Source organism: Dyella sp. CR10, from assembly GCF_055814425.1.
Window position 1 is genome coordinate 4,019,626 of sequence record NZ_CP185986.1, and the last position, 13,893, is coordinate 4,033,518.

At 65.0% G+C, this 13,893-nt stretch carries 12 protein-coding genes; 7 read left to right on the top strand and 5 right to left on the bottom strand.

Annotated elements, in window-relative coordinates:
• Positions 1–87 precede the first annotated feature (87 nt).
• From ACNR9O_RS18165 to ACNR9O_RS18175, 3 genes are all read left to right on the top strand, one after another.
• A complete protein-coding gene (locus ACNR9O_RS18165) occupies positions 88–945 on the top strand; it encodes a UDP-2,3-diacylglucosamine diphosphatase (protein ID WP_473686224.1) in 858 nt (285 codons plus the stop codon).
• 177 nt (positions 946–1,122) lie between these two features.
• Positions 1,123–2,046 (top strand): Grx4 family monothiol glutaredoxin, encoded by a 924-nt coding sequence (grxD, locus tag ACNR9O_RS18170; protein WP_473686222.1) that lies wholly within the window; start codon positions 1,123–1,125, stop codon positions 2,044–2,046.
• 559 nt (positions 2,047–2,605) lie between these two features.
• Positions 2,606–5,671 carry a TonB-dependent receptor gene (locus ACNR9O_RS18175; protein WP_473686220.1) on the top strand — a complete coding sequence of 1,022 codons (3,066 nt, stop codon included), beginning with the start codon at positions 2,606–2,608 and terminating at the stop codon, positions 5,669–5,671.
• A gap of 73 nt (positions 5,672–5,744) precedes the next feature.
• Here ACNR9O_RS18175 and ACNR9O_RS18180 read toward each other — a convergent pair whose 3' ends face one another.
• The 3 genes from ACNR9O_RS18180 to ACNR9O_RS18190 all read right to left on the bottom strand — a co-directional run bounded on the left by ACNR9O_RS18180 (position 5,745) and on the right by ACNR9O_RS18190 (position 8,107).
• Positions 5,745–6,014, bottom strand: a complete 270-nt coding sequence (locus ACNR9O_RS18180) for a hypothetical protein (RefSeq protein WP_473686218.1) — start codon at positions 6,012–6,014, stop codon at positions 5,745–5,747.
• 455 nt (positions 6,015–6,469) lie between these two features.
• The gene (locus ACNR9O_RS18185) at positions 6,470–6,964 is read right to left on the bottom strand and encodes a hypothetical protein (RefSeq protein ID WP_473686216.1); all 495 of its coding nucleotides are present in this window, start codon (positions 6,962–6,964) and stop codon (positions 6,470–6,472) included.
• Between the two features lie 357 nt (positions 6,965–7,321).
• Positions 7,322–8,107 (bottom strand): AMP nucleosidase, encoded by a 786-nt coding sequence (locus tag ACNR9O_RS18190; RefSeq protein WP_473686214.1) that lies wholly within the window; start codon positions 8,105–8,107, stop codon positions 7,322–7,324.
• A 228-nt stretch (positions 8,108–8,335) separates the two neighbouring features.
• Between ACNR9O_RS18190 and ACNR9O_RS18195 the strand changes: the two genes are divergently transcribed.
• Entirely contained in the window at positions 8,336–9,280 is a 945-nt protein-coding gene (locus ACNR9O_RS18195; RefSeq protein WP_473688357.1) for a DegV family protein, read from the top strand.
• A 34-nt stretch (positions 9,281–9,314) separates the two neighbouring features.
• Positions 9,315–9,959 carry a DUF4124 domain-containing protein gene (locus ACNR9O_RS18200; protein ID WP_473686213.1) on the top strand — a complete coding sequence of 215 codons (645 nt, stop codon included), beginning with the start codon at positions 9,315–9,317 and terminating at the stop codon, positions 9,957–9,959.
• A 21-nt stretch (positions 9,960–9,980) separates the two neighbouring features.
• Here ACNR9O_RS18200 and ACNR9O_RS18205 read toward each other — a convergent pair whose 3' ends face one another.
• Positions 9,981–10,763 carry an SDR family oxidoreductase gene (locus tag ACNR9O_RS18205; protein ID WP_473686211.1) on the bottom strand — a complete coding sequence of 261 codons (783 nt, stop codon included), beginning with the start codon at positions 10,761–10,763 and terminating at the stop codon, positions 9,981–9,983.
• Between the two features lie 103 nt (positions 10,764–10,866).
• Here ACNR9O_RS18205 and ACNR9O_RS18210 point away from each other — a divergent pair, with 103 nt between their 5' ends.
• Complete coding sequence (locus ACNR9O_RS18210) at positions 10,867–11,082, top strand: hypothetical protein (RefSeq protein ID WP_473686209.1); 216 nt, start codon at positions 10,867–10,869, stop codon at positions 11,080–11,082.
• A 3-nt stretch (positions 11,083–11,085) separates the two neighbouring features.
• Positions 11,086–11,928, top strand: coding sequence for an ABC transporter ATP-binding protein (locus ACNR9O_RS18215; RefSeq protein WP_473686207.1), 843 nt, complete (start codon positions 11,086–11,088; stop codon positions 11,926–11,928).
• A gap of 45 nt (positions 11,929–11,973) precedes the next feature.
• Here the strand turns inward: ACNR9O_RS18215 and sppA are convergent, their stop codons facing one another.
• Entirely contained in the window at positions 11,974–13,836 is a 1,863-nt protein-coding gene (gene sppA / locus ACNR9O_RS18220) for a signal peptide peptidase SppA (protein WP_473686205.1), read from the bottom strand.
• Positions 13,837–13,893 lie beyond the last annotated feature (57 nt).

A 13,893-nucleotide genomic window follows, 5' to 3' on the forward strand; every position in this document is an offset into this window, starting at 1 on the left:
GCAACAAACCTGCAACCCTCGCGCCATCGTGCGGTGACGTAAGCGGCCGACACTGGCATCCCGGATGAACCACCGGGAGAGACCGCCATGGCGACCTTTCACTACCGCAGCGCCTTCATCTCCGACGTGCACTTGGGCACGCCTGACTGCAAGGCCGGCTACCTGCTCGATTTCCTGCGCAGCCTGCGCTGCCAGAAGCTCTATCTGGTCGGGGACATCATCGACATGGAGTCGCTCGCGCGCCGCACCTGGTGGCACGCGGACCACGGCGCGGTGCTGGCCGAAGTGCTGGACATGGCCCGACGCGGCATCGAAGTGATCTATATCCCCGGCAACCACGACGCTCCGCTGCGCGGCTTGGCCGGGCAAAGCTTCGGCGGCGTGCGGATCGAACTGGACGCGGTGCACGAGGGAGCCGATGGGCGACGCTACCGCGTCAGCCACGGCGACGAATTCGATCCGGAACAGATCGGCCGCACCTGGATGCTGCACCTGGGCGAAGTGATGCATCGCTTCATCTGCTGGACCAACCGCCGCGTGCACGCGATGCGGCGGCGCATGGAGCTGCCCTACCTGCCGCTGTCGATCATCGTGAAGTCGCACATCCGCAAGGCGCTGGCCTATATCCGCGCCTACGAGCGGCGCGTCGCCGACGACGCGCGGGAACGCGGCTTCGACGGCCACATCTGCGGCCACATCCATTTCGGCCACGTGCGCGAAATGGACGGCGTGCTGTACCTCAACGACGGCGACTGGGTGGAGCACTGCACGGCACTGGTCGAAGACCACACCGGCGCGATGGAGCTGATTCACTGGAGCGAGCAGCCGGCCGCGCTGGGCCGCGCCAGCCGCGAGCTGGTACTGCCCTCGCCGGCCGCCGGACTCGCGCTGGCGCCACTGGCGCGGCACCAGCGCAGCCTGGCCGAACTGCGCCCCGCGGCCTGAGGCGACGAACCCATCAGGGATGAGCGGCGAGGGCGCGGGGGCGACGGGATGCGCCATCGCAGGAGGCGGGCCCGCGTCCTCGCCGCTCGCCCCTGATCCGCCGGCCGCTTGAAGCGCTGCGGGGGCGCCGGCATATGGAGGGGGTATCATTGACCCTCTTTGCCGGAGTCCTCCCTGATGTCCCTCGACAGCGCCACCCGCGAACGCATCGAAATCCTGCTCAAGAACCACCGCGTGGTGCTGTTCATGAAAGGCACGCGCCACCAGCCCATGTGCGGCTTCTCCGCCGCCGCGACCAATACCCTCAATGAGCTGCTGCCCGACTACCACACGGTGAACGTGCTGGAAGATCCGGAGATCCGCGAGGGCATCAAGGCCTATGGTGACTGGCCGACGATCCCGCAGCTGTACGTCGAAGGTGAGCTGGTCGGCGGCGCCGACATCATTCGCCAGATGTACACGAGCGGCGAGCTGCACCAGCTGTTCGGCGCCGCCCCGCCGGACCGCACGCCCCCGCAGATCACCATTACCGACAAGGCCGCCGAGGCGATCCGCCAGGGCACGGCCAACGCCCAGGGCCTGGCCCTGCATCTGGAAATCGGCCCCGACCACAGCGCCGGCTTCCAGCTGGCGCCGGCCGGCGATCACGACATCGTCGCGGCCAGCAATGGCCTCGAAGTGCACTTCGATCCGTCGAGCGCGCAGCGCGCCAAGGGCATCGTGATCGACTGGGTGTCCACCGTGCAGGGCGAAGGCCTGAGCCTGAAGTTCCCCGGCGCGCAGGAGATCAAGAGCCTCACCGTGCAAGAACTCAAGGCACGTCTCCAGGCCGGCGATCTCGTGCTGGTCGACGTGCGCCCCGCCCACGGCCGAGCCCAGGCCGCACCGCTGCCACAAGCCCGTGTGCTGGATGAGGAGGGTTACGACGCGTTGGCGGCCCTGCCCAAGGACACTGCGATCGCCTTCATCTGCCACCACGGCATTTCCAGCCGCGGCGTGGCCGAGCGCTTCGCCGCGCATGGCTTCAGCAACGTCTATAACGTGCAAGGCGGCATGGATGCGTGGGCCGCGGAGATCGATGCGAGCGTGCCGCGGTACTGATTAACGGATTATCCGCCGCGCTAAGCGTTTCAAAAGAAGACGGGGCCCCGCCCCGTCTTTTTTCGTTATTAGGGCAAAAAAAAGCACCCGATTAACTTTTTCATTTATTCGCCATTTAGAAAATGGCTGTGACGTTTTCACATTTGTGTCCCGAAGGACACGCCTACCTTTCGCCAGCAGAATTTCGAGCGGCCATATTTCGCAAGAACAGGCGAATACCTTGCCTGTGCCTGACAAATAGCTATTTATTCGAGCATTATCGCGATGCGCATAAACCGCGCCATTTACCCTTGCGCAACTTTTTGCGCATAGTGCGTAACCATTGCATAACAAATCCCCCCTTTCGTAGTTTGGCTCTCAGGTCATTAGTCACGGCGAATGCCGCGTCAGGGGCCTCCGGGTGTGGGGACATCCGGCGAATCGGGGGAGTAGGTCGCCAGGGTCGGTCCGCGGGGAGTAGCGCTACTTATTAGACGCGCGGCCGCCCCTTGAGCGGCATTCCGGTTCGATGAACATTCGCTCAGTTCGAAGCATCGTCATCATCAACCGAGGTTCGACCATGACTTCCAGCAACGCCAAACGCTACGGTGGTTATTCGCTGCCGCGGCGCCAGCTCGCCCTCGCCCTGGCCCTTGGCCTGGGCCTGACGAGCGGCGTCTCGCTTGCCCAGTCCAACGCGACAGGTGTGATCTACGGCCAGGCCGCGCCGGGAGAAACCATCCACATCGAGAGCACGCAGACCGGCCTCAAGCGCGACCTGACCACCGACAATCAGGGCCGCTACCGCGCCGCCTCGCTGCCGATCGGCCTCTACAACGTCTCCGTGATCAAGGACGGCAAGACGGTAGACAGCCGCAGCAACGTGCAGACCACCATCAGCAGCGGCACCGAGGTTTCCTTTGTCGCCGCCAGCGCGGCCAATGCCCAGACGCTGGGCGCGGTGCAGGTAGTAGGCAATGCGCTACCGGCGATCGACGTATCTTCGGTGGACTCGCGTGCCGTCGTCACCGCCGACCAGCTCGCCAAGCTGCCGATCGCGCGCACCTCGATCAGTTCGGTCGCACTGCTTGCACCTGGCACAGTCCCTGCCGCGCGTGGCTACGGCAACGCGTTGTCGTTCGGTGGATCGTCCGCCTCCGAGAACTCGTACTACGTCAACGGTTTCTCCGTCACCAATCCACTTACGGGCGTGAGCTCCCGCCAGCTCCCATATGACGCCATCGACCAAGAACAGGTGCTCATCGGCGGCTACGGCGCCGAGTACGGCCGCTCCACGGGCGGTGTCATCAACGTCGTGACCAAGAGCGGCACCAATCAGTGGAAGGGCGACGTCCAGGTCTTGTGGTCACCGAGCGCCCTGGCACAGCAACCTCGCGACGTTCATCGCCGCAATGGTCAGCTCTACCAGCTCGGCAATGGCTTTGCCGGCCGGGATCGCGACGAACTGCAGTACTCCGGATCGATCGGCGGCCCGCTGATCAAGGACAAACTGTTCTTCTTCGGCGCAGCAGACGCCGTTCGCTCGACCGATCAGGCCTTCACCCCCAGATTCGGCGCCGCGCCCAATAACACTGTCCAGAACGACACGAACAAGATCAGTCGTTGGCTGGTCAAGCTCAACTGGAACATCACGGACAACCATATCCTGGAGTTCACCGGCATCGGCGACGACGAGACCACCGACTCGCAGATCTACGGCTACAACTACGCGACCGGACAGAACACCGGCTTCCGCGGCCATCAGTACACCAAGAACTTCAACGGCACGCAGACCAATGGCACTCCGGGCGGCAACGTCTATATCGGCCACTACACCGGCTATCTCACCGATAACCTCACCATCAACGCCATGTACGGAAAGAGCAGCTCCGATCATGTGCAGACGTTGAGCGGCCTCTCTTGCCCGGCCATCGTCGACAACCGCAACAGCGCTCCGCCGGTCGCCAACTGCCAGTTCGGCAACTCGACGACACTCAACCCCGGTTCCACCGATAGCACCACAGGCTGGAGCTTCAATATCGAGTACCGCCTGGGCGGCCACGACCTGCGCGCGGGCATGGACAACTACCAGTTGCGCGCCACCTGGGGCAGCGCTCCGGTCACCGGCACGCAGTGGCGCTACAACGACCTCGGAGACGGTTCGGCCATCACCAACCGTCTCTCCAACCTCGGCCTTGACCCGGCGCTGTTCAACCCCGCCGATTTCGCTAACGGTTACTACGTGGAGGCGACGGGCCTGACCACCGGTTCGTCTGCGCGCACGGCGCAGCGCTCGGAGTTCATCGAAGACAACTGGCAGATCACCGACCGCTGGCACGCTTACCTGGGCCTGCGCAACGAGCAGTTCACCAACTACAACGGCGCCGGTCAGGCTTATGCGAAGGAGCGTAATCAGCTCGATCCGCGCCTTGGCTTCAGCTGGGACGTCTACGGCGACAGCAGCCTGAAGATCTACGGCAACGCAGGCCGCTATCACCTCGGCTTGCCCACCAGCGTGGCGCTGCGCGGCGCCGGTCCGTCGACCTTCCCGTCCACCTACTACGCGTTCACCGGCATCGACCCGGTGACCGGCGCCCCGACCGGCCTGAGCATCGGCAAGCCGTACTCGCAGACCTTCTACAACAACGGCGCAAACGGTGTGCCGCCGGATGCTAGGACCGTCTCCATCGCCAATCTGAAGACGTATTTCCAAGACGAGTACATTCTGGGCTTCGACAAGCAGCTGCCCAATAACTGGACGGTTGGCGCCAAGGCCATGTTCCGCATCCTGCGCAACCTGATCGACGACTCCTGCGATCCGCGCCCACTGCAGACCTGGGGTGCTGCGCATGGCCTGCTGGATCAGGTCAACGCCGGCATCGGCAATGGCACCGGATGCTGGCTTTACAACCCGGGCAATCACGCTACCTTCGTGCTGTCGCCCGCGCCGGGCCAATACCTGTCCGTGCCGCTCACCGCCGCCGACATCGGCGAGCCGCACGCGAAGCGCCGCTACTACATGCTCGACCTGTACGGCGAACATCAGTTCAGCGACAAGTGGTACGGCAAGATCGAATACACGTTCTCCCGCAGCTACGGCAACTCGGAAGGCCAGCTCGATTCGGACATCGTCCAGGCTGACGTCTCCACCACGGAAAGTTGGGACTTTCCCGAGATCATGGAGAACACCAACGGCCCGCTCGCCAACGACCAGACGCACCAGCTGCGCATCCTGGGCACCTACGAGCCCACACCCGAGTGGCGTCTGTCCACCGTTACCCGCATCGCTTCAGGCACGCCTATCAGCTGCATCGGCGCGCGCCCGAATTCGGTAGGCGGCGATCCCTTCGGCTATGGCGCCGCCTACTTCTGGTGTAACGGTCAACCGTCGCCTCGCGGTTCACGCGGCCGCACGCCCTGGACTTATACGTTCAACGTGAGCGCGGCCTGGCAGCCCGCCTTCCTCGACCACAAGCTCACGCTTTCGGCCGATGTATTCAACTTGCTGGGCAAGCAGCGCGTGACTCAGGTCTTTGAGAGCTGCGAGAACGGCTCGGGCGTGCTGAGCTCCAATTGCTTTCGCCCCCGGTCGTTCCAGGATCCCCGCTACGTCCGTCTCGGAGCGCGCTACGACTTCTCGCTCTGATGCATGCCATCACAAAAGCGCGCGGGATTCCTTGGATGGAGAATCCCGCGCCCAAAACAGCTGGTATCTCCCCCTATGGGCCGTCGAGAGACGGCCCCTTTTTTTGGGCCGCGAGACCGCTGGCATCCATCTGCCAGGCATCCTCGATGAACTGCGCATGCTGCTTGACGCGGGCGCTGGCGGAGTTCGAGTAGATGACCTTGGACACGTAGTAGCCTGCGCCGCCCGGCGCGCCCGCGCCGTTGCCCGCCAGGGTGGCGATCGGCACGTTCGGCTTGCCCTGGGCGTAGACCCAGTAGTACCTCGGACCCGAAGGGGTGGTGCCGATGTCGATCGAATTCACGTTCAGGTTGTCGATACCCGCCGTGAACGAGTGGCTGCCGATCTTGTAGTTGACATCGAAGCGCAGGTTCGAGGTCTTGTCGTGCGCGCGCGGATCGTCGACGGTCTGGTTGATCTGCGGACCGGGACTGCTTCCGTCAGTGCTCCTTCCAGGATCCGCGTTACACCCGCCGGCGGCAGGCTACGACTTCTCGCCTTGAGGATTTGATCAGCACTAAACGTGCAGAGCTCTTTGGATGACGAAACTCCGCACCCACAAGTTGGAATCTCCCCACATTGGGCCATCGCCAGGCGCCCCTCCTTTTTTGAACCGCACGGAAGACCCCCGCCGAGGCGGGGGTCTCTTTGGTGCCAAACCGAAGCCGAGACTGCAGCCGCTCACGGAAAAGCACGCGCCGATGAACACCGGTTCGGGCAACTTGTGCCGAACACGCCATGAGCCGCAACGGCTAGGCGCTATCTCAACTGAGGCGGAAGGCTGGAGTTCGTAAGATCCGACTGCGGCGCTGTCGTCCATTGTCCGAGGAACTGATCGGGCCTGTTGCATCCCACCTTGGCGCAGGACTGCTCCAACGTCATCCCGGGCGGCAGATATTGCTGGGAGGTCTGGATCGGTGGACTCGGCTGACCGTAATTGACGATCGGATTGCAGTACCAGCCGCCGGTGGGATAAACCGATGTGCCGTCAGGTCCGTTCTCCGCCGTCCATGTGCAATACCAGCCATTAAGCGTCGAATTTTCGCAATTAATGCTGTCCTCTCTCCAATAGATGCTGGTCGTTCCTTCGTACTGTCGTATGGAGTTAGTGCAGGACTTGATGGATTGGCCAACCACGTTGCCCTGCGCATCGAAATACACGAACGAATTAGCTGATACCCAGATAGCCCAGGCGGGCGAACTAAGAAATAAAAAGACAAGCGCCACCAAAAACGCAAAACGAAACGATTTCATAAGCCAGGCTCCTTTGACATGAATTTCGTCGGGACCGCTCTTCACCCACGGAAATGCGCTGCACGAGACGACAATATGAATAATGTCTGCAGTCATTGCCGGCCAAGCCGACGCCTGGCTGCGTCGACGCTATCGCGAGCCCGTAGCTCCGACAAGAAGCAAGATATTTCCGCGTTATCTCACGAAAATGGACATCAAAAAACTTACGGGATCGCCCGCACAATTGCCGCACTGGTGACATTAGCCTTCAAATCACTACCGCGAACCATAATCGCGATGGCGCAAAAATACGCAAAAAAAAAGCGCCGCTTCAGGCGGCGCTTTTTGAATGAACCGACGCGACGCGCGGCCGTTACGTCACTCCACGCCGTCTTCGAAGCGCAGATGCTTCACGCTGCGCCCGTTGCGCCGTACCAGCTTGAGCGCTTCGATGCCGATGCGGATATGGCGTTCGACGAACTGCGCCGTGACACTGCGATCGCTGGCCTCGGTCTTCACGCCTTCCGGGATCATCGGCTGGTCGGAGACCAGCAGCAGTGCGCCACAGGGGATCTCGTTGGCGAATCCGGCGGCGAAGATGGTGGCGGTCTCCATGTCCACCGCCATGCAGCGCGTGCGACGCAGGTATTCCTTGAACTGCTCGTCGTGCTCCCAGACGCGGCGGTTGGTGGTGTACACCGTGCCGGTCCAGTAGTCGTAGCCGAGATCGCGGATCATGGTGGATACGCCGCGCTGCAGCTGGAATGCCGGCAGCGCGGGCACTTCGGGCGGCAGATAGTCGTTGGACGTACCCTCGCCGCGAATCGCCGCGATCGGCAGCACCAGATCGCCGATCGCGTTCTTCCTCTTCAGGCCGCCGCACTTGCCCAGGAACAGCGCCGCCTTCGGTGCGATGGCGCTGAGCAGATCCATCACCGTGGCGGCATTCGGGCTGCCCATGCCGAAGTTGATCAACGTGATGCCGTCGGCGGTGGCATTGGGCATGGGCCGGTCGCGCCCCTGCACTTCCACGCCATGCCACTGGGCGAACAGATCCACGTAATGGCCGAAATTGGTGAGCAGCACGTACTGGCCGAACTGCTCCAGTGACGTGCCGGTATAACGCGGCAGCCAGTTGGAGACGATTTCCTGTTTGTCTTTCATGGGACCCTTCGAGGTCATGCGCGGGCTTCCCGCGCTGCGTTACCGGCGACGCCACGCCGGCGATGTGCCAATCCATGGGCAGCTATCTTACCGGTTGCGCTCGTTACTCTCTCCGGAAGACTTGCACCCAACGTCAAGCTGACGGCGCGCCGTCGTTCTGTGAACCAGTCGGCAGCGACCCCGGCCCATGCTATGGTGCCGCCGCATTCGATCGGAGGGGGTGACGTGATGCGCATGGGGCTGGCCATCGATGCGTCCTGCGATGTCCCGCAGGGCTTCCTGGAAGAGCATGGCGTCACGGTGATGCCGATTACCGTACGCGTCGACGGCGAAACCTTCCTCGACAATCGCAGTCCGGCTGAAATACAGCGCTTCATCGACCGCAAGCTGGGCGACCGTGGCCACTCCGCCGAGACCGAACCGTGTTCGGTGGAAGAGATCCAGAAGCTGTTCCTGGACAAGCTGGTGCTGGAGCAGGACTGCGTGTTCTGCCTGACCGTCACCGCGACTCGCAGCCCCATCAACGACCATGCGAACCGGGCCAGCTTCGCCGTGCTCAAGCATTATCGCGAGGCGCGCGAGAAAGCCGGCATGGCCGGCCAGTTCCTCATGCGCGTGATCGACACGCGCAATCTGTTCGCCGGCACCGCGCCCGCCATCGTGGAGACGGCGCGCCTGATTCGCGCCGGCGAAACGCACCAGGCGATCCGCGAGCGGGCCACCTATATCGCCAACCATTCCTACGGCTACATGTTGCCGCGCGACCTGTATTACCTGCGCGCGCGCGCCAAGAAGAAGGGCGATCGCAGCGTGGGCCTGTTCAGCGCCGTGCTCGGCTCGGCCCTGGACATCAAGCCGCTGCTGCGCGCCCATCGCGGCGAGACCGGACCGGTAGGCAAGGTTCGCGGCTTCGAGCATGGTGCCGAGACCTTGCTGGGCTACGCTGCACAGCGCGTGCGCGCGGGGCTTCTGGCTCCCGCCATGTGCGTCAGCTATGGCGGCGACCTGGCGGAGCTGGACAAGCTGCCTGGCTATGCCGCCCTGCGCCTTGCCTGCGCCGAGCATGGCGTGGATCTGCTGGAAGCGCCGATGAGCATCACCGGCATGGTCAACGTGGGCGAAGGCGCGCTGACCATAGGTTTCGCCGCCGAGGAACACGCGGCCGAGTTCTGAGTTTCCGCACCGGGCTGGAACTACAATCCGGACGATGCGCCGCCGACCGCTCCTGCTTCTCCTGTTGCTGCCGCTGGGCCTGCCCGTGGCTGGTGCCACCACGGTCTATAAATGCACCGGCAGCGACGGCCGCGTGACCTTCCAGGACAGGCCCTGCGCCCGCGCGCAGCGCCAGGACACCATCGAACTGGCCACGCCGGCGCCGGCACCACCCCCGGTACGCGCGCAGCCGGAGGAGCGCCGCGACGAGCCCCGTTCAGCACCGCCCGCGCCACCGCCGGAACCGGCAGCCCCGCTGCCGCGCCTGTATGCGTGCACGCGCGCCACCGACGGCAAGGCCTACCTCAGCCAGAACGGCTATCCGGAACCCTACCTGGCTCCCTTCGGCGTGCTCGGCGCCGTGCAGTTGCCGCTGGCGCGCGTCTATGGGCCGGGCGGAGGCGGCGGCATCTCCGCGCCTGAAGCCAATCGCGGCAAAGTCACCGCGGGCATGGTGTCTGGCAGCTATGTCTGGGTGCAGGACCAGTGCCGGCCGCTCGGCTTCGACGAAACCTGCCACGCCCTGCAGGACGACTACGACGACAATGCGCGCAAGCTGCGCCGGGCATTCAAGAGCGATCGCCCGCCCCTGGAGCAGCGGGACGAGACCTTGCGCGCGCAGCTGAGCAATTGCCGCTGAGCCAGGTCGCGCCAGCCCGCGCTAGAACCCGTAGTTGAGGAATCCCCCATCCACCGCCAGCACCTGCCCGGTGATGTAGCTGGCGGCCGGCAGGCAGAGGAACGCGATCGCCGCGGCGACCTCTTCCGGCTCGCCGATGCGGCGCAGCGGCGTGCGATCTAGCACTTCGTCCAGGTAGTCGTCGTCGGCCAGCGCCGGCTCGGAGCGTTGCGTGCGGATGTACCAGGGCGCCACCGCGTTCACGCGGATGCCGTCGGTCGCCCACTCGACGGCAAGGTTGCGCGTGAGCTGGTGCAGGGCTGCCTTGGTCATGCCGTAGGCCGAGCCGGTGCGCACGTGAGTGACACCGGAAACCGAACCCACGTTCACGATGGCCGCATTGGCGTGCTGCACCAGCTGCGGATGCGCGAGCCGGCACATTTCGAATGCCGAGAACAGATTCAATTCGAAGATCGCGCGGTAATCGCGCTCGCCGTAGTCCAGCGTCGCCGCCGGCAGGTTGCCGCCGGCGTTGTTGACCAGCAGCGACAGCGGCGCGCCGAGGTCGGCGATCCAGTCGAACACGGCGAGGCGATCTTCCTGCTCGGCGAGGTCGGCGGCGAAAGCCAGCACCTCGATGTTCTCGAAATCGTCGGCCAGTTCCACGCGCACCTGCTCAAGATAATCGGCGTCGCGGGCCACCAGCAGCAGGTTGGCGCCGAGGCCGGCCAGTTCGCGGGCGGTGGCGTAGCCGATACCCTTGCTGGCACCGGTGACCAGCGCGGTATGGCCCTGCAATTGCCAGGCGTCGATGCGGTTGTTCATGGCTGGCGAGCTTAGAGCCTGCATCACATCGCGACCAGTCCGCGGTTGCCGCCACCCCACTTGCGCGGGACACTGCGGTTCCGGTCCCTCTCGGAGCACCCGCATGAAGTGGCTCATCCTCCCGCTCAGCCTGCTCGCCCTGGCCGCCTGCTCGGGCAAGCCGCCCGCGCCCAAGGCCGAGGTCGCGGCGCCGCCGCCGCGTGCCGCCACGCCGTGGGACGACCTGAAGAAGCAGGAACAGAAAGCCAAGGATGTGCAGAAGACCGTCGACCAGCAGGCCGAGGAACAGCGCAAGCAGATCGACGCGGCGGAGCACTGACGCATGCAGCAGGAAGCCACCGCGCTGGCCCGGCGTCCGGTCATCGCGCCGGATGCGCCCGTGCTGGAACTGGAGCGCGCCAGCGTGCTGCGCGGCGATCGCCTCATCCTCGATGAGCTCAGCCTGCGCGTGGAGGCCGGCCAGCACACGGCGATCCTGGGTGCGAACGGCTCAGGCAAATCGACGCTGGTGAAGCTGGTATCGCGTCAGCTGTATCCGCTGGCGCGCGACGACGGACGCGCCAGCGTACGGGTGTTCGGCCGCGACCGCTGGCATGTCGACGAACTGCGCAGCCTGCTTGGCCTGGTCTCGCCCGCGCTGCAGCTGGACTACACCACGGACACCTCGCTGGAAGTGTTCGACGCGGTGGTGTCCGGATTCTTCAACGCGCGAGGCCTGGGCCCGGACCACCGCGTCACCGCGGCTATGCGCGAGCGTACGCACGAGGCGCTGGCGCTGATGGGCATCACGCACCTGATCGGGCGCGACATGTCCACGCTTTCCACCGGCGAGGCACGGCGCGCGTTGATCGCCCGCGCCCTGGTCCATCGCCCGCGCGCTCTGCTGCTGGATGAGCCCAGCGCGGGGCTGGATCTGGCCACCCGCCGCCATTTCCTGGAAAGCCTGCGCACGCTCGCACGCCAGGGCACCACGCTGCTGCTGGTGACACATCACATCGAGGAGATCGTGCCTGAGATCGGCGAAGTGCTGTTGCTGCGCGACGGCAAGACGCTGCGGCATGGCGACAAGGCCGGTGTACTCACCGACGATGCGCTCACGGAAGCCTTCGGCATGCCGGTGCGCGTGCGGCGCGAAGGCGATTACTTCAACGCGGCGCCGGCTTGAGCCGGAACGGGAGCTCGCAGCGACGCGCTCCCGTTCCCTTGCTGATCAACGCGGCTCGCAGAAGCAATACGCGTACACGTTCGCCTTGCCCGGCTGTGCATTGCGCACCAGCTTCAACTCCGGCGCCATCGCCGGCAGCTGGACCAGCCACGACGGCAGGCGCACGCCGTAGGAGCGCAGGGCCACGGTCGCTGCACTGTCGTTGAGCCCGACCAGGAACTGCTCGAAACCGCCCAATGGCGCCTCGACGTAATGCACTGGCGGATTCTTGCCGAGCTTGGCGCGCTCGCCGGCATCGGCGATGGCCTCGCGCAGACCGCCCAGCTCGTCGACCAGGCCGCGCTCCAGCGCTTGCTGGCCGGTCCACACGCGACCCTGCGCAATGGTGTCGATCGCGTCGTATTCCTTGCCACGCGCTTGCGCGACGTTGCCGACGAAATCGCGGTAGCCCTTCTCGATGATCGCCTGGATCAGCGTACCCACCTTCGGATCCAGCGGGCGGGTGAGGTTGAACGCGCCGGCCAGCGGACCGGTGCCGACGCCGTCGCTCTTCACGCCCAGTTTGTCCAGCGTGCCCGGCACGGTGAAGTACATGCCGAAGATGCCGATCGAGCCGGTGATGGTGTTGGGCTCGGCGTAGATGCGATCGGCATTCATGGAAATCCAGTAGCCGCCGCTGGCGGCCACGTTGCCCATGGACACGACGACCGGGATGCCGGCGGCCTTGGTCAGCGCCACTTCGCGGCGGATCTGCTCGGCGGCATAGACCTCCCCGCCCGGCGAATTCACGCGCAGCACCAGCGCCTTGGTGCGGCGATCCTCGCGTGCGGCGCGCACCAGCGCCGCGGTGGATTCGCCGCCGACGGTGCCCTGCGGCTGCTTGCCGCCGACGATTTCGCCCTCCGCGACCACCACCGCCACCCCCGACGCGAATACGCCGTCCGACGACAGCCCAGCTGCATAGCGGCGCAGCTCGACCTGGCGGAAACCCTCGCCCTTGCGGCCGGCCGGTACGCCTTCCTTGCGCATCATCGCTTCGAGTTCGCCGTGGGTAGCCAGCCCGTCGACCAGGTGCTCCTTCAGCGCGAGCTGGCCGAGGTCGCCCCGGGTGCCGGCGATCGCTTCGGGCAGGCCGTCGATGTCGGCGCGCAGCGCCGCCGGTTCCAGCTTGCGCAATTTGGCCACTTCATCGAGGTAGCGATCCCACAGACCGCCCATCCAGTAGGCATCGGCTTCCTTCGCTTCGGGCGAGGCGTGGTCGAGGATGTACGGCTCGGCCGCGCTCTTGAACTGGCCCACGCGGAACAGGTGCACGTCCACGCCGAGCTTGTCGAGCAGGTCCTTGTAGAACAGGCGGTAGTTGGCCAGGCCGGTGAGCACCACGCCGCCCATCGGGTCGAGCAGGATGCGATCCGCATGCGCGGCCAGGTAATACTGGCCCTGGTCCATGTTGGACGCCCATACCACCACCGGCTTGCCGGTGGCGCGGAAACGGTCCAGCGCCGCGCCTACTTCGCGCACCGCGGCGAAGCCGCCGGCGTTGAGCTCCTGTGGCTCGAGCAGAATGCGGCTGATGCGGTTGTCGGTGGCGGCGGCATCGATGGCCGCGACCAGGTCGCGCACCTGCACCTGCTTGGGCGCGTTGCCGGACAGACCCTGCAGCGCGCGCTGCAGCGGCTCGATGCTGAATTGCTCGACCAGCTCGCCCTGCGGCTTGAGCACCAGCACGCTGTCGTTCTGGATGCTGCGCTCCATGTGGCTGCCGGCCCAGAAGCCGAACACCAGCAGCAGGAACAAGCCGAGGAAGACGAAGAAAACCAGGTTGACGATCACCAGCCTGACCACGTTGATGCCGCGCCCGATGACGCGCAGAAAGGCCCAGAAACCGTTGGTGCGGCGCTCCGTCATTCGATCATTCCTCGACAGTGGACCGGCAGCGTACTCCGACGCCCCGGGTCAGGTCAT

Excerpts from the sequence above, each read along its gene's own strand:
- ACNR9O_RS18165 (WP_473686224.1), top strand. The coding sequence starts at position 88 with ATGGCGACCTTTCACTACCGCAGCGCCTTCATCTCCGACGTGCACTTG.
- grxD (WP_473686222.1), top strand. The coding sequence starts at position 1,123 with ATGTCCCTCGACAGCGCCACCCGCGAACGCATCGAAATCCTGCTCAAG.
- ACNR9O_RS18175 (WP_473686220.1), top strand. The coding sequence starts at position 2,606 with ATGACTTCCAGCAACGCCAAACGCTACGGTGGTTATTCGCTGCCGCGG.
- ACNR9O_RS18185 (WP_473686216.1), bottom strand. The coding sequence starts at position 6,964 with ATGAAATCGTTTCGTTTTGCGTTTTTGGTGGCGCTTGTCTTTTTATTT.
- ACNR9O_RS18190 (WP_473686214.1), bottom strand. The coding sequence starts at position 8,107 with ATGAAAGACAAACAGGAAATCGTCTCCAACTGGCTGCCGCGTTATACC.
- ACNR9O_RS18195 (WP_473688357.1), top strand. The coding sequence starts at position 8,336 with ATGCGCATGGGGCTGGCCATCGATGCGTCCTGCGATGTCCCGCAGGGC.
- ACNR9O_RS18200 (WP_473686213.1), top strand. The coding sequence starts at position 9,315 with ATGCGCCGCCGACCGCTCCTGCTTCTCCTGTTGCTGCCGCTGGGCCTG.
- ACNR9O_RS18205 (WP_473686211.1), bottom strand. The coding sequence starts at position 10,763 with ATGAACAACCGCATCGACGCCTGGCAATTGCAGGGCCATACCGCGCTG.
- ACNR9O_RS18210 (WP_473686209.1), top strand. The coding sequence starts at position 10,867 with ATGAAGTGGCTCATCCTCCCGCTCAGCCTGCTCGCCCTGGCCGCCTGC.
- ACNR9O_RS18215 (WP_473686207.1), top strand. The coding sequence starts at position 11,086 with ATGCAGCAGGAAGCCACCGCGCTGGCCCGGCGTCCGGTCATCGCGCCG.
- sppA (WP_473686205.1), bottom strand. The coding sequence starts at position 13,836 with ATGACGGAGCGCCGCACCAACGGTTTCTGGGCCTTTCTGCGCGTCATC.